At 68.1% G+C, this 22,044-nt stretch carries 19 protein-coding genes; 10 read left to right on the top strand and 9 right to left on the bottom strand.

The window, feature by feature from the left end:
• The first annotated feature begins 77 nt into the window (after positions 1–77).
• Genes G6N32_RS11395 through G6N32_RS11385 form a run of 3 tightly spaced genes read left to right on the top strand, consistent with a single transcriptional unit; the run spans position 78 to position 2,193 of the window.
• A complete protein-coding gene (locus tag G6N32_RS11395; RefSeq protein WP_115319690.1) occupies positions 78–932 on the top strand; it encodes an LLM class F420-dependent oxidoreductase in 855 nt (284 codons plus the stop codon).
• A gap of 11 nt (positions 933–943) precedes the next feature.
• A complete protein-coding gene (locus tag G6N32_RS11390) occupies positions 944–1,420 on the top strand; it encodes a nuclear transport factor 2 family protein (protein WP_115319689.1) in 477 nt (158 codons plus the stop codon).
• On the top strand, positions 1,417–2,193 hold the full coding sequence (locus G6N32_RS11385; RefSeq protein ID WP_115319688.1) for an SDR family NAD(P)-dependent oxidoreductase: 777 nt from the start codon (positions 1,417–1,419) through the stop codon (positions 2,191–2,193). Before G6N32_RS11390 ends, G6N32_RS11385 begins: the two co-directional genes overlap by 4 nt.
• Here G6N32_RS11385 and G6N32_RS11380 read toward each other — a convergent pair whose 3' ends face one another.
• Together G6N32_RS11380 and G6N32_RS11375 are read right to left on the bottom strand one after the other, a co-directional pair.
• Complete coding sequence (locus tag G6N32_RS11380) at positions 2,194–3,405, bottom strand: acyl-CoA dehydrogenase family protein (protein WP_115319687.1); 1,212 nt, start codon at positions 3,403–3,405, stop codon at positions 2,194–2,196.
• Positions 3,406–3,559: 154 nt separating this feature from the next.
• Positions 3,560–4,399, bottom strand: a complete 840-nt coding sequence (locus G6N32_RS11375; RefSeq protein WP_115319686.1) for a DUF3097 domain-containing protein — start codon at positions 4,397–4,399, stop codon at positions 3,560–3,562.
• An 88-nt stretch (positions 4,400–4,487) separates the two neighbouring features.
• Between G6N32_RS11375 and G6N32_RS11370 the strand changes: the two genes are divergently transcribed.
• The 5 genes from G6N32_RS11370 to G6N32_RS11350 all read left to right on the top strand — a co-directional run bounded on the left by G6N32_RS11370 (position 4,488) and on the right by G6N32_RS11350 (position 8,525).
• Positions 4,488–5,720: a serine hydrolase domain-containing protein gene (locus tag G6N32_RS11370; RefSeq protein ID WP_115319685.1), complete on the top strand. Its 1,233-nt coding sequence runs from the start codon at positions 4,488–4,490 to the stop codon at positions 5,718–5,720.
• Between the two features lie 129 nt (positions 5,721–5,849).
• On the top strand, positions 5,850–6,434 hold the full coding sequence (locus G6N32_RS11365) for a hypothetical protein (protein WP_147292017.1): 585 nt from the start codon (positions 5,850–5,852) through the stop codon (positions 6,432–6,434).
• A 94-nt stretch (positions 6,435–6,528) separates the two neighbouring features.
• Positions 6,529–6,924 (top strand): flavodoxin domain-containing protein, encoded by a 396-nt coding sequence (locus G6N32_RS11360; protein WP_197935824.1) that lies wholly within the window; start codon positions 6,529–6,531, stop codon positions 6,922–6,924.
• Positions 6,925–7,027: 103 nt separating this feature from the next.
• Positions 7,028–7,495 carry a MerR family transcriptional regulator gene (locus G6N32_RS11355; protein WP_115319683.1) on the top strand — a complete coding sequence of 156 codons (468 nt, stop codon included), beginning with the start codon at positions 7,028–7,030 and terminating at the stop codon, positions 7,493–7,495.
• Positions 7,488–8,525: an SDR family oxidoreductase gene (locus tag G6N32_RS11350; RefSeq protein ID WP_115319682.1), complete on the top strand. Its 1,038-nt coding sequence runs from the start codon at positions 7,488–7,490 to the stop codon at positions 8,523–8,525. Before G6N32_RS11355 ends, G6N32_RS11350 begins: the two co-directional genes overlap by 8 nt.
• Here the strand turns inward: G6N32_RS11350 and G6N32_RS11345 are convergent.
• From G6N32_RS11345 to G6N32_RS11330, 4 genes are all read right to left on the bottom strand, one after another.
• The gene (locus G6N32_RS11345) at positions 8,497–9,573 is read right to left on the bottom strand and encodes a zinc-binding metallopeptidase family protein (RefSeq protein ID WP_115319681.1); all 1,077 of its coding nucleotides are present in this window, start codon (positions 9,571–9,573) and stop codon (positions 8,497–8,499) included. The two genes, G6N32_RS11350 and G6N32_RS11345, sit on opposite strands and share 29 nt — an antisense overlap.
• On the bottom strand, positions 9,566–10,489 hold the full coding sequence (locus G6N32_RS11340) for a transglutaminase family protein (RefSeq protein ID WP_115319680.1): 924 nt from the start codon (positions 10,487–10,489) through the stop codon (positions 9,566–9,568). Before G6N32_RS11340 ends, G6N32_RS11345 begins: the two co-directional genes overlap by 8 nt.
• Positions 10,486–13,137, bottom strand: a complete 2,652-nt coding sequence (locus G6N32_RS11335) for a circularly permuted type 2 ATP-grasp protein (protein ID WP_115319679.1) — start codon at positions 13,135–13,137, stop codon at positions 10,486–10,488. The genes G6N32_RS11340 and G6N32_RS11335 overlap by 4 nt, the downstream gene beginning before the upstream one ends.
• 73 nt (positions 13,138–13,210) lie before the next feature.
• The gene (locus G6N32_RS11330) at positions 13,211–16,582 is read right to left on the bottom strand and encodes a transglutaminase family protein (RefSeq protein ID WP_115319678.1); all 3,372 of its coding nucleotides are present in this window, start codon (positions 16,580–16,582) and stop codon (positions 13,211–13,213) included.
• A gap of 82 nt (positions 16,583–16,664) precedes the next feature.
• On the opposite strand from G6N32_RS11330, the gene G6N32_RS29100 reads away from it, so the two are divergent.
• The gene (locus G6N32_RS29100) at positions 16,665–16,793 is read left to right on the top strand and encodes a hypothetical protein (RefSeq protein ID WP_272871149.1); all 129 of its coding nucleotides are present in this window, start codon (positions 16,665–16,667) and stop codon (positions 16,791–16,793) included.
• A gap of 388 nt (positions 16,794–17,181) precedes the next feature.
• On the opposite strand, the gene G6N32_RS11325 is transcribed toward G6N32_RS29100, so the two are convergent.
• Positions 17,182–18,108, bottom strand: a complete 927-nt coding sequence (locus tag G6N32_RS11325; protein WP_115319677.1) for a DUF389 domain-containing protein — start codon at positions 18,106–18,108, stop codon at positions 17,182–17,184.
• A 41-nt stretch (positions 18,109–18,149) separates the two neighbouring features.
• Here G6N32_RS11325 and G6N32_RS11320 point away from each other — a divergent pair, with 41 nt between their 5' ends.
• The gene (locus G6N32_RS11320; RefSeq protein ID WP_115319676.1) at positions 18,150–18,452 is read left to right on the top strand and encodes a hypothetical protein; all 303 of its coding nucleotides are present in this window, start codon (positions 18,150–18,152) and stop codon (positions 18,450–18,452) included.
• A gap of 25 nt (positions 18,453–18,477) precedes the next feature.
• On the opposite strand, the gene G6N32_RS11315 is transcribed toward G6N32_RS11320, so the two are convergent.
• On the bottom strand, positions 18,478–21,378 hold the full coding sequence (locus tag G6N32_RS11315; protein WP_115319675.1) for an MMPL/RND family transporter: 2,901 nt from the start codon (positions 21,376–21,378) through the stop codon (positions 18,478–18,480).
• Entirely contained in the window at positions 21,375–21,803 is a 429-nt protein-coding gene (locus G6N32_RS11310; protein WP_163789543.1) for an MmpS family transport accessory protein, read from the bottom strand. The genes G6N32_RS11315 and G6N32_RS11310 overlap by 4 nt, the downstream gene beginning before the upstream one ends.
• Between the last annotated feature and the right edge of the window lie 241 nt (positions 21,804–22,044).

The following is a 22,044-nucleotide window of genomic DNA, read 5'->3' as shown; positions in this document are numbered from 1 at the left end:
CGTTCTACCGCACCGTAGCGGTCTCGATCACCGGGACGCAAGCATTTGGCCTCCCGCGCGCCGGTTAGAACAGCACGGTGCGGATCGGACTGTCGACGCCGATGGTGATGCAGCTGCCCGGGGTGTCCTCCGCGTGGGAGATCACCGGCGGAGTCGACGACCTGGCCCGGATCGCCCACACCGCCGACGAGCTTGGCTTCGACCACCTCACCTGCGCCGAACACGTCGCAGTCCCCGTCGGCGACGGAGCGCAGCGCGGCCTGACCTACTGGGATCCGCTCTCGACATTCGGCTTCCTGGCCGCCCACACCACCCGGATCTCGCTGACGACATCGGTGGTGGTGCTGGGCTATCACCATCCGCTGGACATCGCCAAGCGGTTCGGGACGTTGGACCGGCTCAGCGGAGGCCGGCTGGTGCTCGGGGTGGGTGTCGGGTCGCTGGCCGAGGAATTCGCACTCCTGGGCGCAGCCTTCGACGAGCGCGGTGAACGCGCCGACGATGCGATCCGCGCACTGCGCGCGTCGCTGTCGACCACCCGACCGTCCTACCGCGGCAGCCACTACGAGTTCGACGGGTTCGCCGTCGAGCCCTGCGCCGTGCAGGAGCGGGTGCCGATTCTGGTGGGCGGGCGCACCCTGCGATCGTTGCGCCGCGCGGTCCGGTTGGCCGAGGGGTGGATTCCGTTCGGCCTCAACAGCACCGAGATCGAGTCGATGCTCGCCAAGGAGAGTGTGCCACCGGACTTCGAGGTGGTGCTCTCGACCGGCCACGCCGTCGACCCGACCGCCGACCGCGACCGAACGGCCAAGCGGCTCATCGCATTACGTGACGCAGGCGCCACTGCAATCACCTGCTCGGTGAGCGCCGACTCCCCCGAGCACTATTGCGACCAGCTCGCCGCGCTCCGGAACCTGGCCGACGAACTGTAGAGAGGAAGCCCGTGAGCGATACCCTGGAGAGCCTCGTCCGACGCGTGAAAACCCTGGAGGACGAACGCGATATCGCCCGTCTCATTGCCTCCTACGGCCCACTGGTCGACTCCGGTGACCCGGACGCGGTCGCCGCGCTGTGGGCCGTCGACGGCGGCTACGACACCGGCGACTGGCAGATGTCCAGCCGCGACGACGTCGCCGCCATGGTGCGCTCGGAGGAGCATCGGGGCTTGATCGCCCGCGGTTGCTGCCACTTCTTCGGCCCGCCCGCGGTCACCGTCGACGGCGACGAGGCCGTCGCGATCTGCCAGTCGATGCTGCTGGTGCGCCGGGAGTCCCGCGGCTTCGCCGTCGCCCGGGCCGGCGTGCACCTCATCCGCCTGCAGCGCGCCGACCACGGGTGGGAGATCGTCAGTCGCACCGCCCGCCAACTCGACGGCAGCGGTCAGGCCATGACCCTGATCGCGGAAGGACTCGCCCGATGAGCGGCGCACTGGAGGGCAGGGTCGCACTGGTCACCGGCGCCGGCGCGGGAATCGGTGCGGGCATCGCCAGGAGATTCGCCGACGAGGGCGCCCGCGTCGTGGTGGCCGAATTCGACTCCGCAGCAGGAACTTCGGTGGCCGACGAAATCAGTGGACTGTTCGTCGCGACGGACGTGTCGCAGCGCGACCAGGTGGAGAACGCCGTCGCCGCCGCGGTGTCCGAGTATGGGTCGATCGATATCCTGGTGAACAACGCCTGGGGCGGCGGTGGTATCGGCAGGGTGGAGAACAAGACCGACGACGAGCTGGCGCACGGTCTCGCCGTCGGCTACTACGGCCCGTTCTGGGCGATGCGAAAAGCGTTCGGCCACATGAAAGACCGCGGCTGGGGGCGGGTGATCAACATGTGCAGCCTCAACGGCGTCAACGCCCACGTCGGGTCCCTGGAATACAACGCCGCCAAAGAGGCACTGCGCACGCTCACCCGCACCGCCGCGCGGGAATGGGCGCCGACCGGGGTGACCGTCAACGCCATCTGCCCGGCGGCCAAGAGCCAGGCGTTCCTCGCGGTGGCCGCGCAGCATCCCGAGATCGCGGCGATCGCCGACGCCGCCAACCCGATGGGCCGGATGGGCGACCCCTACGACGACATCGCACCGGTCGCAGTGTTCTTGGCCAGCGAGGGCTCACGCTATCTCACCGGCAACACGCTGTTCGCCGACGGCGGCAGCCACATCAACGGTGTGGCCTGGGCGCCGGACCTGGGCGACTAGTTACCGCAGCGGTAGACCGGTCAGCGCCCGCGCGATCACCAGTCGCTGAATCTCGCTGGTGCCCTCGAAGATCGTGAAGATCTTGGCGTCGCGGTGCATCCGCTCCACCGGGTAGTCGCGGGTGTAGCCGTTGCCGCCGAGGATCTGGATCGCCTCGTCGGTGACGTACACCGCGGTCTCGCTGGCGAACAGCTTGGCCATCGACCCCTCGGCCGACGCGAACGGCTTGTTGTTGCGCATCATCCAGCCGGCCCGCCAGATCAACAGCCGGGAGGCGTCGATGCGGCTCTTCATGTCCGCCAGCTTGAAGCCGGTGCCCTGGAAGTCGCCGATCGGGCGGCCGAATTGCTCGCGCTGGCAGGAGTATTCGAGCGCGTACTCGTAGGCGGCCCGGGCCACGCCCAGCGCCATCGCGCCGACCGCGGGCCGGGTGCGCTCGAATGTCGCCATCGCGGCCTGGCCCGAGGTGCGCTTGCCTTCCCGGGCGCGGGCGATCCGCTGCTCGAACTTCTCCATCCCGCCCAGAATCAGGTTGCCGGGCACCCGGACGTTCTCGAGAACCACTTCGGCGGTGTGCGAGGCGCGGATGCCGTGCTTCTTGAACTTCTGCCCCTGCGAGAAGCCGGGGGTGTTCGGCGGAATGATGAACGTCGCCTGACCCCGGGTTCCGAGCTCGGGATACACCGAGGCCACCACGATGTGGACATTGGCGATACCGCCGTTGGTGGCCCAGGTCTTGGTGCCGTCCAGCACCCACTCGTCGGTGGCCTGCTCGTAGCGGGCGCGGGTGCGTACGGCGCCGACGTCGGAACCGGCACCGGGCTCCGAGGAGCAGAACGCCGCCAGGTGCGGATCGCCCGGGGTGCCGAACATCTCGGGCAGCCAGTGGCCCAACTGCTCGGGGGTGCCGTTGGCGGCCAGCGATGCGGCGGCCAGCCCGGTGCCCAGGATCGACAGCGCGATGCCGGCGTCGCCCCAGAACAATTCCTCGAACACGGTGATCATCCCGAGGCCGGACGGTTCGACGGACATCTCGGCGAAAAGCTCAGGGGTGTAGAGGCCGACCTTGGCGGCCTCCTGGATCAGCGGCCAGGGGGTTTCTTCGCGCTCGTCCCACTCGGCGGCCGCGGGTCGCACCACGTCGGCGGCGAACTGGTGCACCCAGTCGCGGACGGTGACGACTTCTTCTGGCAGTTCAAGGGAGAAAGTCATGGCTCTAGCAGGCTCCGGATCAAGTCGTACCGCGTCGGCCGCACCAAGTGACGACGACCAGACTGCAGTCGGCGGTGAATCTCGTACAGTGAACGACTGTACACCGAGTGGGAACCGATCGGACCTGCGACATTCGTCACATGTTCGGGTGAAATCAGGCGGGCTGGGTCACGAAGTCGATGAGTTCCTCCACCCGGCCGATCAGCTCGGGCTCCAGATCGGTCCAATCCCGCACCGACGACCGGATCCGCTGCCACGCCCGGGCGATGTCGGCCTGGTCGTTGTGCGGCCACCGCAGCGCGGCGCAGATCCCGTGCTTCCATTCGACGTCGCGTGGGATCGTCGGCCATGCCCTCAACCCGACGCGTTCGGGCTTGACGGCCTGCCAGATGTCCACATAGGGATGGCCCACCACCAGCGTGTGCTCACCGCCGGGACCACGCCGGACGGCGTCGGCGATGCGGGCCTCCTTGGAACCGGTCACCAGGTGATCGACCAGGACGCCGAGCCGGCGACCCGGACCTGGCCGGAAGTCGGCCACGATGCCGGCGAGATCGTCGACCCCGCCGAGATACTCGACGACGACGCCCTCGACCCGCAGGTCCTCGCCCCACACCTGCTCGACGAGTTCGGCGTCGTGTCGGCCCTCGACATAGATGCGGCTGGCCAGGGCGACCTTGGCGCGGGTGTCGGCCACCTTCACCGAGCCGGATTTCGTGCGTTGCGCGGCCGCCGGTGCCTGCCGACGCAGTCCGGTCAGGATCACCGGCTTGCCCTCGTACAGGAAGCCCGGCCCGAGCGGAAACACCCGCCGCTTGCCGTTGCGATCCTCGAGTTCGACCCGCGGTCCTTCGACGCCCACCACCGCGCCGACGAACCCTGACTGCGGGTCCTCGACGACCATTCCCAGCTCGACGGCCTGCTCGGTCGAGCGGGTTCGGTTCGAGGTGTGCGGGTTGTTGGACAGTACGTCAGCGCCATAGCGATCAGCCACCCGGCGATCGTAGGGGCCGCCGCGGCGAATGCGGCCCTGCCGCGCGGCGCGTCGGCATATCCTCTCGGCAACAAAAAGGGAGTCGCCGATGGTGCTCAAAGTTGCAGTATCCCCGGACATGATGGGCGGCGACGTCGACGAGGGCTACGGCAAGGTGGCCGACGCCTTCCGAGCGAATCTGGCGTCCGGCAAGGAGATCGGCGCCGCGGTCGCGGTGTATCGCGACGGCGTCAAGGTCGTCGACCTGTGGGGTGGTTACCGCGACGGAACGGCCAGGGCACCGTGGCAGGCCGACACGATGGTCAACATGTTCTCCACGACCAAGGGTGTCACCGCGATGGCCGTCGCGGTGGCGGTCTCGAAGGGGCTGTTGTCCTATGACGCCAGGGTCGCGGACTACTGGCCGGAATTCGCCCAGTCCGGCAAGGGTGAGGTGACCGTGCGCCAGCTGCTGGCCCATCAGGCCGGCTTGTGTGCGCTCACCCCGGCGCCGAGTCTTGCCGACGTCGCCGATCCGGACCGGTTGGCGCCGATCCTGGCCCGCCAGGCCCCGGCGTGGCGGCCGGGCACCCGGCACGGCTACCACGCGATCACGTTGGGCTGGTACCAATCCGAATTGATTCGCCGGACCGACCCGGCGGGCCGCACGGTGGGCCGGTTCCTGGCCGACGAGATCGCAACGCCGCTGGGGCTGGATCTGCATATCGGCCTGCCCGCCGAGGTCGACCGCAGCCGGGTCGCGCACCTGCATCAGTGGAAGCGGGCCGAATCGCTGCTGCACCTCAACGTGATGCCGGCCGGTTTTGCGCTGGCGGCGCTGAACCCGGTAGGACTGGCGGCCCGAGCCACCGGCGTGCCCAGTGACGTCAAACCGTGGGACGGCGACTACAACCGTGACGAGGTGCGTGCGGTGGAGATGCCGTCGAGCAACGGGATCGGCACGGCCCGCGCGGTGGCCCGGCTCTACGGCGCGGCTGCGGCCGGTGGTGCCGACCTAGGCCTGACCGGCGCAGTGCTGGACGACCTCACTGGGCACGCCCCGAGGCCCAGCGGTGGCATCCGCGACCGGGTGATGAACGTCAAAATCCTGTACTCGCTGGGTTTCTGCAAACCGGTGCCGATGGTGCAGTTCGGATCCTCCGACAAGGCTTTCGGCACACCGGGTTTCGGCGGATCGTTCGGTTTCGCCGACCCCGACACCGGTGTCGGCTTCAGCTACGTGATGAACCGCCTCGGGTTCCACCTGGCCAGCGATCCACGTGAACTGGCACTGCGCCAGGCGGTCTTTCGCGACGTGCTCGGAGCGCGGCCCCAGTCCTGAGAGGCCGCCAGATCGACGTTGGTCGATGACTCGCCCCGCAACGGCCCATGGGGACTGGAGGCAATCGTCCCCGCGTCGGGGGCAGTTCGGCTCTTACTCCCGCCGTCGGATGCCACCCACTATGGAGTGGTGACAACCGGCACGGACAACACGCTCATCGATCAGGCGATGCCGCGCTACGACGTGACAATCGCCGAAAAGATTGTGGTACAGGCGGACTCGGACACAACATATCGCGCCACTCGAAGTCTGGACCTGTTACGGGTACACACCCCGCTCCTCGACGCCGCCATGTGGGTGCGACAGTTGCCGATGAAGCTGACCGGGCGTGCGGCGCCACCCTCGTCACCGGTCGTGGTCGGCGACGGGCTCGGCATCCCGGGTTGGCTGGTGTTGGGCGAGCGCGCGGGACATGAAATCGTGTTGGGCGCAGTGGGACGGTTCTGGCGCCCTGTCATCGACTGGCGGACCGTCGACGCCGACGAGTTCGCTCATTTCACCGAACCCGGGTGGGGCAAGATTGCTGCCGGCTTCTCGATGCTGCCCCACGGATCAAGCGAAACTTTGCTCACGTATGAATGTCGCACGGCTACAACGGATCCGGATTCTCGCCGAAGCTTCGCCAGGTACTGGTGGCTGGTGCGCCCGTTCGTGGGGCACATCCTGCGAGCCACGCTGCACCAGATCAAGGATGACGCGGAGGGCGTGAGGTGAAGCACGTACTCGTTGCCTATGGCTCAACCCGGGGTGGCACCGCCAAACTGGCGGCCATGATCGGTGAGGCCCTCACCGGGGCAGGGCGGTGGTGATGCCGGCCCGGGATGTCATGGACCTGGCCGACGTCGATGCGGTGATCGTGGCAGGAGCGCTCTACGCGAACAGATGGCACCGTGACGCGAGGCGCTTCGTCCGCCGACACAGCTCACCGCTGCGCGACCTGCCCGTGTGGCTCGTGAGCAGCGGGCCGCTGGACGACTCGGCGGCGAGAGGCGTCATCGCGCCCACCCGCCAGGTGGCGAAACTCATCGAGCGGGTTGGAGCCCGCGGCCATCAAACGTTCGGTGGATCGTTGGCAAAAGATGCACGGGGCTTTCCCGCGAGCGCGATGGCGAGGACCAGGGCCGGAGACTGGCGCGATGTCGATCACGTACGTCGATGGGTCGCCACCATCGCACAACAGCTGGTGTCCGCGGACGCCGGCTGAGTAAAGCTGCAGAACAACCGCGCACGACGCCCGGCTGATCGCCCGCTTGCGTGATCAGCCGCACACTTGACTTGAAGCGCTTCAAGTTCGACATAGTGGCTCTATGCCAACCACACCGTTAACCAGGGACCTGACCATCCAGGAGGTCTCCCGTCAGAGCGGTCTGACCGAGTCGGCGCTGCGCTACTACGAGCGGATCGGGCTGATCGACCCGGTGCCGCGCGATGACAGCAGCGGTCATCGCCGCTATCCGCCTGCACTGGTGGACGCCATCGAATCGCTGAGCTGCCTGCGCAGCACCGGCATGAGCGTGCGGGACATGCGCACCTATGTCGACAACATCCGCCGCGGCGCAGCGGCCGCAGCCGATCAGCGGCAGCTCTTCGGCGACCACGCCAGACGCCTGGCCGACGACATCGCCCGGCTGCAGGTGCGCCAGAAGTATGCCGCCGCCAAAGCCCAGCTGTGGGCGGCGCGCGAACGGGGTGACACCGCCGCTGAAGAAGCGCTTGTGCCCGACATCATCGCGCTGGGAGCGCAACTGATATCCGAGGAGAAGGCTCATGTCTGAACCCGTTCGGGTACTGGTGACCGGTGGCTCCGGATTCATCGCCGGCCATCTGATCGTGCGACTGCTCGCCGACGGCTACCTGGTTCGGGCAACCGTCCGAAACGGTAACCGCGACAAGCAACTCCGCAAGACCCTGGCCGCCGCCGGCGCTGACCCGGACCGATTGGAGATCGTCGTGGCGGACCTAAGTTCCGACGACGGCTGGGCGGCGGCGGTGCGCGGCTGCCGGTTCGTCCAGCACGTGGCCTCACCGTTCCCGCCCCGCCAGCCGGCCAACGAGGACGAGATCATCGTCCCGGCGCGCGAGGGCACCCTGCGGGTGTTGCGTGCCGCCGCTGCCGAAGGAGTGCGGCGCGTGGTGATCACCTCGTCGTTCGCGGCGATCGGCTACAGCCCCAAACCGTCGGGGACGCCGTACGACGAGACCGACTGGACCAATCCCGATGACGCCGTCAGCCCGTACGTGAAGTCCAAGACGCTCGCCGAGCGCGCGGCATGGGATTTCGCGCAGCGCCCGGGCAGCCCTGAACTCGCAGTGGTCAACCCGGTCGGGGTGTTCGGGCCGCCGCTCGGCGAGAACCTGTCGACCTCGGTGCAGATCATCGACGCGCTGCTGCGCGGACAGCCACCGCTGCTACCCCGCGCATCGTTCGCGGTGGTCGACGTCCGTGATGTGGCCGACCTGTTGATCCGCGCGATGACCGCTCCCGAGGCCGCGGGCCAGCGTTACCTGGCCGCGGCGGGCCAACCGGTGACGCTGCCCGAGATCGCGGCGGTGCTGCGCGACCGCCTGGGCGCCGGCGCCGCCCGGGTGCCCAGCCGGGACGTCCCGGACTGGGCCGTGCGGTTCGGCGCACGATTCGTCCCACCGCTACGCGAATTGGCCGGCCTGCTGGGCACACCCAAGTCGGTGAACAACGCCAAGGCCGTCACACAGCTGGGCTGGCACCCCCGCTCGGCCGCCGACACCGTTACCGCGACCGCGGAAGGGCTGCTGGCGCTCAGTTCTGCTGCTGTTGCTGACCGTTGATGGCCGCGTCCAGCTTGGTCGGCGACGACGTCACATCGTCGATGACGGTGTGGATGAACCGCATCTTCTCCAGCACGGGCACCGGGAGTACGAACGGATACAAATCGTCTTTGCCCATCGACCGGTTCACCATGTTCAGCGACCACGCCAACGGCAGCCACATCTCGAGGATGTTGTCGAATCCGCTGGGGCCCAGGACTCGTCGCTCATAGGTGGCATTGGCCGGGGCGATCCCGAACGCCGCGGCGGTATCCAGGGTGTCGCGGATGTGCAGGTAGTGCGCGAACGTCTCGGCCCAGTCCTCGGCCGGGTGCATGGTGGCATAGGAGGAGACGTAGTTCTCCTCCCACCCGGGCGGCGCGCCTTCGCTGTAGTGCCGGTCCAGTGCGGCCTGGTAGTCGGCGTCCGGGTCACCGAACAGTTCGTTGAAGCGCTCCAGGTACGTCGGTGAGGTGCCGACCAGTCGATAGAAGTAGTAGTGGCCGACCTCATGCCGGAAATGTCCGAGCAGCGTGCGGTACGGCTCGTCCATCGAGGTGCGCAGCTGCTCGCGGTGCACGTCGTCGCCTTCGGCGAGATCCAGTGTGATCAGGCCGTTGTCGTGGCCGGTGAACACTTTCTCGTTGGCGCTGGACAGCAGGTCGAAGGCCAACCCGTACTCGGGGTCCTCGTCGCGGCCGACGATCGGCAGCTTGAGTTCGTGAAGTTCGGCGATGAGGCGGCGCTTGGCCCGCTCGGCCAGCGCGAAGGCGGCCAGCGCGGGGGTGTCGTTGTCGTTGGGCCGGGTCCGGGTGAGCCGGCAGGACGCGCACAACCGCCGGACCGGCTCCACATGAACCAGCCAATTGCATTCGGCGAGATGGAGATTCGCGCACAACTGGAATTCGGCGGCGTCGACGGCCCCGCCGTGCTCGCTGTCCTCACCGGAGGCGATCACCAGAAACGCCATGTCGTCCAACGAGAATCCGACCGAGCTCCCGCAGGACAGGCAGACCGAGTTCTCGAACGCCAGATGCTGCCCGCAGTTGGGGCAGATGAAGTCACGCATGAAGCAGATCCCCCTGGAACGGTGGGCATGGTGCCACGTCCACTGACACGTCGATCACGCTGTGCTCGGAATCGGTGTAGATGATGCCGCGCAGCGGCGGGATGTCGGCATAGTCGCGCCCCCACCCGACGGTGATGTAGCGCTCATCGACCAGCTGATCGTTGGTGGGATCGAGCCCGAGCCAATCGTTTTGCGGTGTCCACACCGCGGCCCAGGCATGGGTGGCGTCCACGCCGTACATCCGTTCCTTTCCGGGCGGCGGGTCGGTGGCCAGGTAGCCCGACACATAACTCGCCGCCAATCCGTTGGCGCGCAGGCAGGCGATGGCCAGCCGGGCGAAGTCCTGGCATACCCCTTCTCGCGCCAGCAAAACCTGACTCACCTGGGTGGACACCGTGGTCGATCCCGACTTGTAGGTGAAGTCAGAGAATATTCGTGAGTTCAGATCTCGCAGCACCTCGACGAGCGGACGGCCGGGCTCGAAACTCGGCGCGGCGTAATCCCGTACTTCGTCGGTGATCTCCGGGGGGCGCAGGTCCAGACTGAACTCCGATGCCAACGCACCATTGTGGCCGACCGGCCGGACGGCCTCCCACGGCGCCTGCGCCCAGCCGGCCTGATAACGGTCGACCGCGGGCGGGTCGACCTCGACGACGGAGCGACTGGTCACCGTCAGCGCCCGGTGATGTTCGGTGACGTGGAAGTAGGAGCTGATGTTGCCGTAGACGTCGAGACTGGTGGATCGGTCGGCGGGTATCGGATCGATGTCGAGTTCGTAGGCCAGACACCGCTGTCCGGTGGTGTCGCGGGGGGTGAGATGGCCGCGGCCGTAGGAACTGGTCACCACATCCGAATAGCCGTACGCGGTGCGATGCGTGATCCGGTACGTGCGCGCTGCGCCCTCGGCCGCGGTCACGGCATGACCCGCATTTGATCAGGCCCCCACAGCGGCTGCATCCCACCGGGCAGCGACAACTGGGTTCGGGTGATGACGTCGGACAGATCGCGCAGCGCGGTGTGCATTCCACTCAGCAGCCCGTCGAGCTCGCTTCGCCGGCCGTCGTCGTCGATGTGCTCGAGTTCGGCGGGATCCAGCCGGCGCAGTCGCGTGCTGATCTCGTCGACCAGTCGCTCGGGACGTGACGAGCCGGACGAGCCGGGCAGCAACCGCAGATTAGACCGCAGCCGCTCCAGTTGGTAGACAAGGGATCTGGGGTTCTCGGGGTCGAACAACACCAGGTCCGCGACGGCGGCCACGCTGACCCTGCCCAGGTTGCGTCTGCGGTAGATCACCGACGACTCACACACCACCAGTGCCGATTCGGTGATGGTCTGTTCGGCGTCCGGGCTGCGCACAGTGGTCAGCGTGGCCCGCAGCAACGCCGACAGCGCGAGCCCGCGTTCGATGCGCTTGCCGATGTCCATCAACGTCCATCCGGCGTCGCGCACCATCGACTCGGCGGCCACTCCGGACAGCGCCAGCATGCCGGCCAGCGTCTGCTGTTGGGCGAGCGCGAGTTGGGTGTCGTCGATCCGCGCCCCGCGCGGCGAACCGGCCTGTTCAGCCAGCGCCCGCTCGACGGCGCCGAGCACCATCCAGGTGTCGTTGGACATCTGGTCACGCACCGAGCGGGCCGCGAGTCCGAGACGTTCCACGGAGTGAGCCAACGACCCGGGGCGCTGCCGGTCGACGGTCAACGACCACAGCGTGCGTTGCGCGGCCGACACTGCCTCGGCGTAGGTGCCCGCGGCTTCGGTCTCGGTACCGGTGATCACGCCCAGGGCGTGCAACAGGACGGGCACACATTCGCTGCCGTCCATGTCCTGGCGGTAGCGATACTCGTGATATCGCTCGCGGGTGACGATCAGCAGCCGGGCCAGGTTTTCGGCACGCTCGCCGTAGCGGCCCATCCAGAACAGGTCCGACAGGACGCGCGGCGAGCTGATCGAGCGGGTACCGCTGGGCAGCTCCACCGGCGGCACGGTCAACGTATCGGCCTTGGCTCGCGTCGGCGGCCGGATCCAGACATCCTTGGCGGCAATGGTTTTCAGCACATAGGCGGAGTTGCCGGGGGCCAGCACGTAACCGAGGCCGCCGATCATGGGTGCATAGCCGCCGCGCTGGGACACCGTGAACAAGCGCATGCCGACACTGGCCGCCGACAACCCGCCCGGGTAACGATCGGTGGGCGCGGACGAGAACTGCGGCAACTCCTGGCCCACCCACTGCCAGGGGTGGGCCTCGATGCGGGCCGTGAGCTCACGGCGCTGCTCCGCCGAAAGCGCCGGCCCCACGATCGTCTCGCCGCCGACCGTCGACTTGATCAGCAGGGTGTTCAGCCGCGCGATCAGATGGGAGCGCTCCCGGTCGAATCCGCCCCAGTACAACTGCGGGGTGTCCAGCAACGGCTTCTCCCCCAGTAACCGGTCCGCCAGCTGCGGCAGGAAGCGCTGCAGCCCAGGGCTTTCCAGAATGCCGGCACCGAGGGTGTTCACCACCGTCACCGCGCCCCGCCGCTGCACCTCGACCAGGCCGACCACGCCGAGCCGGGAATCGGGTCGCAGATCCAGCGGGTCGGCGTAGTCGGCGTCGACCCGGCGCAGCACCACGTCCACCCGCTTGAGGGTGCCCAGCGAACGCATCAACAGCTTGCCGTCGCGGACCACGAGATCCGCGCTCTCGACCAATGGAAAGCCGAGCACCGACGCCAGGTAGGCCTGGTCGAAGGCGGTCTCGGAGTGGATGCCGGGGCTGAGCACCACCACCACCGGATCTTCGGCGGCCTCGGGCGCGGCCTCGATGAGCGCCAGCCGCAGCGCCTGGGCGAACGGCGAGGCCGGGCGCGGACCGATGCGTTCGTAGACGTCGGGCACGGCGTGGGCGACCACCCGGCGATCGGCCAGTGCGTACCCGGCCCCCGACGGCGCCTGCGCCCAGTCGGCGTTGACCACGAAGCGACCGTCGGCGGCCCGGCTGACGTCGCAGCCGAGCATGAACAGTTGATGGCGCCCGGGGTTCTCGATCCCCCGGGCGGCGCGGATGTACCCGGGATGCCCGAACAGCAACTGCGGGGGCAGGATTCCGGTGGTGATCGCCCGCCGCTCGCCGTAGAGATCGGTCAGGACGGCGTCGAGCAGCCGGGACCGTTGCAGCACACCGGCTTCCAGCGTCTCCCAATCGGCGGCGGACACCACCAGAGGTATCGCGTCGAGATGCCAGGTGCCCGGCGTCGCGATGCCCTCGCCCGGGACGGTTCCCGAGTCGTCGACCTCGATGTAGGTGATGCCGTCGTTGTCGACCAACCCGCGCACCACACCGCGTAGCCGCTCCAGCCCGGCCCGGCCGCGCTCGCCGATGAGATCACCGAGCTCCTGCCACGACGGGCGGATGGTCCCGGTGGCGTCGACGAACTCGTCGTACCCGGTGTCGCCGAAGGCACCCGCCCCACCGTCGTGCACGTCGAACAGGGCGTCCTGGGCGCGTGCGGCGCGGTACCCGGCGAGCAGACGGTCCGGGTCATGACTCGAGCGGCTCAATCCAGAACCGGCAGCGGACAGCGACAACGGCCCACCTCCTGATTCCAGACTCCTGCACGTTCATGGCCCGCCCCGAGCATATTCGGGTCGGTGGTCCCCATCAGTTCTGCAGCACTGTGCGGGCCCGTCGCAGGTCGAGGATCCCCGGCGCGCCGACGTCCGTGGTTTGCCGGGCGAGTTTCTCCCTGATATCGGCGACGTCGACCTTGCCGGGGGTGAACCCGGTGGCTTCGAAGCGCCGCCCGCGGCGCGATTCGGCCTCCACCGCGTTGACCGGCGGGGTGTCGTACGCCCGGCCGCCGGGGTGCGAGACGTGATAGGTGCAGCCACCGCGGGACGTCCCGGTGGCCGTGTCGACGAGTTCGAACCGCAGCGGCCCGTCGACGGTGATGGTCGGGTGCAGCGCGCTCGGCGGCTGCCAGGCCCGGTAGCGGACGCCGCCGACCAGGACGTCGGGGTTGTCGGTCGCCAGCATCGGGATCGGGTAACCGTTGCAGGTGAGGATGTGGCGCTGCCGGTCGGCGCCGATGGTGCGGACCTGGATGCGCTCCACCGAGGAGTCGACGTAGCGCGCGGTGCCGGTACCGGTGGATTCCTCGCCGAGGGTGTTCCACGGTTCGATGGCGCCGCGCAGCTCGATCTCGACGTGGTCGAACACCGCGGTGCCCACCCGCGGGAAGCGGAACTCGGTGAACGGGTCCAGCCAGCTGGTGTCGAAGTTGACGTCGTGTGCGCGCAGGTCGGCGCAGACATCGGCGATGTCGTGAATGATGAAGTGCGGCAACAGGTATCGTCCATGCAGGTTGAGGCCATGCCGGATCAGCGGTGCCCGCAGCGGCTGGTCCCAGAACCGGGCGACCAGCGCGCGCACCAGCAGCGACTGCACCATCGCCATCTGGAAGTGCGGGGGCATCTCGAACCCGCGCAGCTCCAGCAGGCCCAGCCGGCCGCGGGGACTGTCCGGGCTGTAGAGCTTGTCGATGCAGAACTCTGCGCGGTGGGTGTTGCCGGTGATGTCGGTGAGCAGGTGGCGCAACGCCCGGTCGGCGATCCACGGAGCGGCGCTTGCGGAGCGACCATGATCGGGAGCGGCGCTTGCCGAGCCACCGTCCTCGGGTCGGGAGGCGTCCTCCGCGGTCAGCCGGGCGATCTCGGCGAAGGCGATCTCGAGTTCGTAGAGCGCTTCGGAGCGGCCCTCGTCGACCCGGGGCGCCTGCGACGTGGTGCCGATGAACCGGCCGGCGAACAAGTACGACAGCGCCGGGTGGCGCTGCCAGTAGGTCAACAGCGACACCAGCAGATCGGGTCGGCGCAGCAACGGCGAGTCGGCCGGGGTGATGCCGCCCAGCGTGATGTGGTTACCGCCGCCGGTTCCGCCGTGCGTCCCGTCGACGTCGAACGACTCGGTCGACAGCCGGGCCAGGCGGGCCTCCTCGTACAGGGTGCGCAGCTGCTCACGCTGCTCGGCGAAGCTGGCGGCGGGCGTGACGTTGACCTCGATGACACCGGGATCCGGCGTGATGGACATGGATTGCAGGCGCGCGTCCGGCGGTGGCCCGTAACCCTCGACGACCACTGCGCAGGCGACCTTGGCGGCGGCCGCCTCCACCCGGGCGATCAGGTCGACGAAGTGTTCCAGCTCCTCGGTGGGTGGGATGAAGATGTAGAGCAGACCGTCGCGAACCTCGGCGACCATCGCGGTGGTGGGCGCAGTGGCCGAATCCTCCACGGCGGCGTCGTCGGTTCCGGGAGCGCCCGGAAGCGCGCGCACGCCGCTGGCAATCGGGTCGGCGGGCGCCGATGGGCGCGGCGGCTGCCAGCTGATCGAGTCCAGCGGGAGGCGAAGCCCGGCCGGCGAGTCGCCCTCGAGCAACACCACCCGGCCGCGCCGCAGCCGCCAGTCCGCACTGGCCCAGCCCGCGTCGTCCTCGCGCCGGTGCAGCGGCAGCACGTAGGCGGCCGGCTCGGTGACCGGCTCTTCCAGGCGGGCCAGCAGCGCCGCCCGCGCGGCCGCGGTGTCGGTCTCCAGGTCGTCGCCAGGGCCGACGGGGTCGCCGGCGGGCAGGCGCGCGGCCTGGGCCAACCGGCTCAGCGGGTCCTCGAAGGCCGCCCGCACCTGGGTGGCAGGCAGGCCGAGGCCGTCGGCGATCGCCGACAGGATCTGTTGCGCCGCTTGCACGTTGACGTGGTCGTGGGGGCCCCACGGGTCGGCCAGCAGCGCGCCGTCGGCCCACAGCGGCGCCCCGTCGCGGCGCCAGTGGATGCCGATCTGCCAGCGCGGCAACGGTTCTCCCGGATACCACTTGCCCTGGCTGCGCTGCACCAGACCACCGGGCGCCCATACCGCCTTGAGCCGCGCGGCCAGCACCGAGGCTCGCTCCCGCTTGTGCGGGCCGTCGGCGGCGGTGATCCACTCCTCGTCGAGCTGGTTGTCCACCGAGACGAAGGTGGGCTCGCCGCCCACGGTCAGCCGTACATCGGCATCGGCCAGTCGCTCGTCGATGCGGGCGCCTAGTTGGTTGATGGCGGCCCAGGCGGTGTCGGTGTAGGGCAGCGTGACACGCGGATCCTCGTGCACGCGGGTCACGATGTTCGCGAAATCGAGGGTCGCCTCGGCGATCCCGGTGGTACCGGTGATCGGGGCTGCCGACGACGGGTGCGGCGTGGCGGCCAGCGGGATGTGCCCCTCTCCGGCGAACAGACCGGAGGTGGGGTCCAGCCCGATCCAGCCGGCGCCCGGAACGTAGACCTCGGTCCAGGCGTGCAGGTCGGTGAAATCGGCCGCCGGCCCGGACGGACCGTCGAGCGCCTCGACATCGGAGGTCAGCTGCACCAGATAGCCCGATACGAACCGGGCCGCCAACCCCAGTCCCCGAAGGATCGACACCAGCAGCCACGCGGAGTCGCGGCAGGACCCGATCCCGGTGCGCAGGGTGTGATCCGGGGTCTGCACCCCGGCCTCCATCCGGACGCTGTAGCCGACGTCGCCGTTGACCGCGCGGTTCAGCGCCACGAGGAAGTCGATGGTCCGGGTCCCGGGTGCGACGACGAAGTCCCGCACCCACGACCCCACCAGGTCCCCCGGCCCCGATCCCTCGTCGCCTTCGTCGACCGGCCGCAGGTAGGGCTCCAGGTCGTCCTTGAGCGCCTTGGGGTAGACGAACGGGAAGGTCTCCGCGTAGTCCTCGATGAAGAAGTCGAACGGGTTGATGACCTTGAGGTCGGCGATCAGCCCGACCTTGATGGTGAGTTCCCGTGTCCGGGTGGGAAACACGAGCCGGGCCAAGAAGTTCCCGAAGGCGTCCTGCTGCCAGTTGATGAAGTGGTCGGCGGGCTCGACTTCCAGCGAATAGGCCTCAATGGGCGTGCGCGAGTGCGGCGCGGGACGCAGCCGGACGACATGCGGGTGCACCTCCACCAATCGGTCGAAGGTGTAGGTGGTGCGGTGCTCGAGCGCCACTTTGATGCCCATAGGCCGCTAATCCCATCACAAGACCCTCGAAAACGCATGGCGCGGTGCGGCGGCCCGCGCTTCTCAGCTACGCCGTCCGCCGTTGGGAAGCACGGTTGACGGCGCCCGGCTGGGCCGGATGGGGAACGCGGGCTGCTCGCTGGGAGTGGTGGATGTCTCCGTCGGGCTGGTCGTCGCCTCGGTCGCCGTCTGCGCCGGAGCCGCTGTCTGAGTCGGGGTCGGCGTGTAGGTCGGAGTCGGTGTGTACGTGGGGCTCGGAACAGGCGTCGGTGTGATCGCCGGAACGGGTTCCGGCACCGGCGGCGGAGCCGGTGGCGGCGCCGGCGCGGCCGCAGCAGAACTCGGGGTCTCGACGGCCGGTCCGGGAGCCCTCGCAGGCTCGATCCAGGGGGCGTTGGTACGACTCGGCTCGGGTGTGCCGGGGCCGACATCGGGAGGGGTCGGGACGTGGAGCAGCGTTGCGACTGCGAGACCTGCGACCACGGCGGCAAACACAGTCATCGCGATTCCGCGACGCGATACATGGTCCTTGAGACTTGCGATGTTGATCATCCACCCCACAGGCGCTAGACACTAGTCGGTCAACTGTCCCGCCGCGGTCAGCCCATACCGTGGCGGCGCGTCTCGTGACGGCGGCGCGTCGCCAGCACCAACACCCCGGCCAGGGTGATGCCCACCAGGTTGATCGCCAGTTGCGCCGCGGATTCGACCGCCACGTCCCACTCCCCGACCGACGCGGCGACGACCGCGAAACCCGCGGCCGGCACGGTGGTCACCGAGATGAACACCCCGACCAGGGCGGCGGATTTCGCCGACACCAACGACAGCATGCCTGCCGCACCGGCCAGCAGCGCGACGACGAACGACAGCGGGCCGACCTGAAAGATGAAGTCGACGTCGGTGAGCTGGCGGGTGCTGCCCAGCTTGATCCAGCCCAGCGCCTCGCCGCCGAGCACGAACGCGGCGGTGGCGGCCATGGCAACCGGGAACCCGACCAGCAGCGCCAGTGACGCCCGGCGGGCCAGGTCCAGCCTGCGGCGCACCAACGCCACCGCCAGGGCGGCCAGCGGGCCGAACTCCGGGCCGACGACCATGGCGCCGACCACCGTGACCGGAGAGTCGGTCACCACGCCCACCGCGGCGATCATGCACGCCAGGCACAGAAACAACAGGAAGGTGATGTTGAGCGTGGACTCCTCGCGGGTCCGGGCCGAGAGCTCCTCCCAGACGATCGCGTCGCCCGGGTCGCCGTCGGCCTGCTTCTCGGCGCGGTAGGCCGCAGTGGACACCACGGTGTCCACCAGATCGAGGGTGATGGCGCCGTTGTGGTGAAGATCCAGTGCCTTCAGGTCGTCGATGACGTCGTTGGCGCATTCCCGTGCGATGTCGGCGGAGATCTCGTCACCGGGCGGGTCCAGCGCAGCCCCCTGATGGACCACCAGGTGCGTCACCCCGACCTGCCGCTGCAGGACAGCCAACACGTCGTCACGAAGGTCGACCGGCGCGATCACCCGCAGATGCAGCACAACCGCGAGACTACTTCCCCAGTGGTGCAAGAATCTTCGTTGTGGATCGGCCCAAGCCGCAGTGGATACCCGCCCGTCTGTGGCCCTGGCTCAGCAACCGCTGGGTTCAGGCCGTGCTCGTGATCGCGCTGTTCGCCATCCTGGGCGTGGTCTTCATGGTGACCTCGGACCGCAAGGACAGCGACTACTGGGCCGGCTACGCCGACGGGCAGCGGTGGGTCGACGCCGGCGGCTACCAGGCCCATGAGGAGTCGATCGCGGCGTACTGCGCGGGCCAGGCCGCCCAGCACGCCGCAAGCTACCAGCGCGGCTGCGTGGACGGCGCCCACAACGCCATGCACTGACCCCGACCGCGCCGAAAGCGGTTGGCTACTGCTGGGATTGGGCCGGGATCGGCTCGGTGTTCGCCGCCCTGGCAGCCGGGGTCGGCCACGGGCTAGGCACCGGACGCGGACGCACCCGCTGCGGCCACCAGAACCATCTGCCCAACAGGGCGGCGATCGACGGCGTCATGAACGACCGGATCACCAGCGTGTCGACCAACAGGCCCATGCCGATGGTGGTGCCGACCTGTGCGATGACCGTCAGTTCGCTGAAGGCCATGGCCGCCATCGTCACCGCGAACACCAGGCCGGCGGAGGTGACCACCGAACCGCTGCCGCCCATCGCGCGGATGATGCCGGTCTTCAGCCCGGCCGGGATCTCCTCCTTGAGGCGCGCCACCAGCAGCAGGTTGTAGTCGGAACCGACCGCCAGCAGGATGACGATCGCCATCACCATCACCATCCAGTGCAACGGACGACCGATCAGGTCCTGCCAGATCAGCACCGACAAGCCGAATGAGGTGCCGAGCGACAACGCGACCGTGCCCACGATCACCGCGGAGGCCACCACGGCCCGGGTGATGATCAGCATGATGATGAAGATCAGACACAGGGCTGCCAACCCGGCGATCATCAAGTCGTAGTCGGCGCTGTCCTGCATGTCCTTGAAGCTGGCCGCGGTGCCGGCGAGATAGATCTTCGATCCCTCCAGCGGGGTGCCCTTGATCGCCTCGAACGCCGCATTCTTGATCGGGTCGATATGGCTGAGACCCTCCGGCGACATCGGATCTCCCTCGTGGGAGATGATGAACCGCACCGCTTTTCCGTCCGGCGACAAGAACATCTTCATGCCGCGCTTGAAGTCCGGATTGTCGAACGCCTCCGGCGGGAGGTAGAACGAGTCGTCGTTCTTGGCCTCGTCGAAGGCCTTGCCCATCGCGCTCTGGTTCTCCTGCATGGCCGCGATCTGGTCCTGCTGACCGGACTGGGTGCTCTGCAGGGTCAGCTGCATGGTCCGCATCGAGCGCATCGTGTCGATCATCGGCGGCATCAGCGTGCGCATCTGGGCCGTCAACAGGTCGAGCTTGTGCAGGTCAGGTACCAGGACCTGGAAGTCGTCGGTCATCGTGTCGATGCCGTCGAGGGTGTCGAACACCGACCGGATCGACCAGCACACCGGGATGTCGAAACAGTGCGGTTCCCAGTAGAAGTAGTTGCGGATCGGCCGGAAGAAGTCGTCGAAGTCGGCGATGTGGTTGCGCAGCGTCTGGATGTCGGCAAGCGTCAGGTCCATCTTGCCGACCATGCTGTGGGTGACCGCGTTGAGCTGTCCGAGCAGGTCGTACATCTGCGTCATCGTGGCGATGGAGACGTTCATGTCGTCGCCCATCTTCAGCATGTCCTTCATCCGGTCCTGCATGTAGGACTGATTCAGCGTCTGCGTGGTGCCCTGCATACCGAGCAGGAACGGGATGGAGCTGTGCTCGATCGGGGTGCCAAGCGGCCGGGTGATGGTCTGCACCCGCCCGATGCCCGGGGTGTGGAAGATGGCCTTGGCAACCCGGTCGATCACCAGGAAGTCGGCGGAATTGCGCAGGTCGTGATCGCTCTGCAGCATCAACAACTCGGGGCTCAGACGAGACTCCGGGAAGTGTCGCTCGGCGGCCGCGAACCCCTCGCTGGCCGGGATGTCGGCAGGCAGGTAGTGCCGGTCGTTGTAGTCGGTTCGGTAGCCGGGCAGCGCAAGCAGCCCGATCAGGCAGACGAAGGTCGTCGCCACCAGGATGGGACCCGGCCAGCGGACCACGGCCGTACCGATGCGTCGCCAGAAGCGTTCCCGGGACGCAGCTTTGGGCTCCAGCAGGCCGAAGCGGCTGGCCGCGGTGACGACGGCGGGACCGAGTGTCATCGCGGCGGAAACGACCACCACCATGCCGACGAAGAGCGGAACACCCATCGACTGGAACATCGGGCTTCGGGTGAAATGCAGACAAAACAGCGCGCCGGCAATTGTCATCCCGGACCCGACGATCACGTGCCCGGTGCCGTGATACATCTCGTAATAGGCCGATTCCTTGTCGGCGCCCTTGCTCCGGGCCTCCTGATAGCGGCCGAACAGGAAGATCACGTAGTCGGTGCCTGCCGCGATCGCGACCATCACCAGCAGGTTCACCGCGAACGTCGACAGCCCGATCAAGTGGTGATACCCCAGGAACGCCACGACGCCTCGGGCCGCCCCCAGTTCGAGGAACACCATCACCAGCGCGATCAGGACCGTGACGATCGAGCGGTAGACCACCAGCAGCATCACGGTGATCACGCCGAACGTCAGGCCGGTGATGATCTTGAGGCTGCGGTCACCGGCGATGTGGGTGTCGTTGATCAGCGCCGACGACCCGGCCACATAGGCCTTGATCCCCGCCGGCGCGGGCACGCTCTCGACGATCTTCTTGACGGCCTCAACCGACTCGTTGGCGATACCCTCACCCATGTTGCCGACCAGGTAGGCCTGCACGTAGGCGGATTTTCCGTCGGCGCTCTGCGAGCCGGCAGCGGTCAGCGGGTCACTCCAGAAGTCCTGGATGTGCTCGACGTGCGCCTTGTCGGCTTCGAGTTTCTTGACGATCTCGTTGTAGTACTGGTGTGCGGAGTCGCCGAGCGGCTGATCGCCTTCCAGCACGATCATCACCGAGGTGTTCGACTTGAACTCCTGGAACGTCGTGCCGATCGTGCTCATCGCGACCGACGACGGCGCATCCATCGCGGTCATCGGCACCGACTGCATCTGACCGACGACCTCGATCTGCGGCACCACGATGTTGGTGATGACAGTCAGCGCCAGCCAGCCCAGAATGATCGGAACCGACAACCAGCGGACCCACTGTGCGATGTGCGGCCGCTTACCGGGCGCCGCCTCGGGCTTTTCGTCCTTGTTGAGCAGGATCATGCGGACTTGACCAGGCAGAAGGTCTGCGCGTTCACCCCGGTGTTGGTTTTCTCGTCCTTGAGCTCGCCATTGACGGTGATCCGGCAACCGATGGTGTCACTGTCGCCCTGGGCGACGATGTTGGCCGAGGCTGCCGGCGCGGTGGTCGTCAGGGTCAGCGACCACGGGAGCGTGACGTCGCGCACGATCTGCGGCTGGGCGTCGAGGTCGAGGTAGTTGATGGTCGCAACGGCTCCCGGCGGGCCGTAGATCTCGTAGACCACGGTCTTCGGGTTGAACGGCTTGGTGTCGTTGGCCAAGCCGCTACCGGGCCTGGTCGTCTCGGTCTTGCCGAACACGCCGTGCAGGCGGAAAACACCGAAGGCGGCGACGGCGATCACCAGGAGGATGACGATCGGCAGCCATATCTTGCGCAGGAGCTGCAGCGGTCCGCGGCGCTTGGAGCGATGACCTGCGGGTTGAGCCTGCGGCTGCTCCGGGCCGGCCGGGGCTTCGTCTGACGGCGCGCCCGAGGCGGCGTAGGTCTGGCTTTCCAGCGTCACGACCGGACCCCCTTCTGGCCTCGCGGATCGGCCTGTCGAATCACTGCGGCCCCATTTAGCACCGCTACATAGTAGGACTAACGGATCTCGTCAGCATAACCCGTGTGATCAGCCTCATGGGCCG

Origin of the sequence: Mycolicibacterium aichiense, assembly GCF_010726245.1 — a bacterium.
In the GTDB taxonomy this organism is placed as follows: domain Bacteria; phylum Actinomycetota; class Actinomycetes; order Mycobacteriales; family Mycobacteriaceae; genus Mycobacterium; species Mycobacterium aichiense.
This window is presented reverse-complemented; position numbering and strand designations above follow the sequence as displayed.

Excerpts from the sequence above, each read along its gene's own strand:
- G6N32_RS11385 (WP_115319688.1), top strand. The coding sequence starts at position 1,417 with ATGAGCGGCGCACTGGAGGGCAGGGTCGCACTGGTCACCGGCGCCGGC.
- G6N32_RS11380 (WP_115319687.1), bottom strand. The coding sequence starts at position 3,405 with ATGACTTTCTCCCTTGAACTGCCAGAAGAAGTCGTCACCGTCCGCGAC.
- G6N32_RS11370 (WP_115319685.1), top strand. The coding sequence starts at position 4,488 with ATGGTGCTCAAAGTTGCAGTATCCCCGGACATGATGGGCGGCGACGTC.
- G6N32_RS11360 (WP_197935824.1), top strand. The coding sequence starts at position 6,529 with ATGCCGGCCCGGGATGTCATGGACCTGGCCGACGTCGATGCGGTGATC.
- G6N32_RS11355 (WP_115319683.1), top strand. The coding sequence starts at position 7,028 with ATGCCAACCACACCGTTAACCAGGGACCTGACCATCCAGGAGGTCTCC.
- G6N32_RS11350 (WP_115319682.1), top strand. The coding sequence starts at position 7,488 with ATGTCTGAACCCGTTCGGGTACTGGTGACCGGTGGCTCCGGATTCATC.
- G6N32_RS11345 (WP_115319681.1), bottom strand. The coding sequence starts at position 9,573 with ATGCGTGACTTCATCTGCCCCAACTGCGGGCAGCATCTGGCGTTCGAG.
- G6N32_RS11330 (WP_115319678.1), bottom strand. The coding sequence starts at position 16,582 with ATGGGCATCAAAGTGGCGCTCGAGCACCGCACCACCTACACCTTCGAC.
- G6N32_RS11315 (WP_115319675.1), bottom strand. The coding sequence starts at position 21,378 with ATGATCCTGCTCAACAAGGACGAAAAGCCCGAGGCGGCGCCCGGTAAG.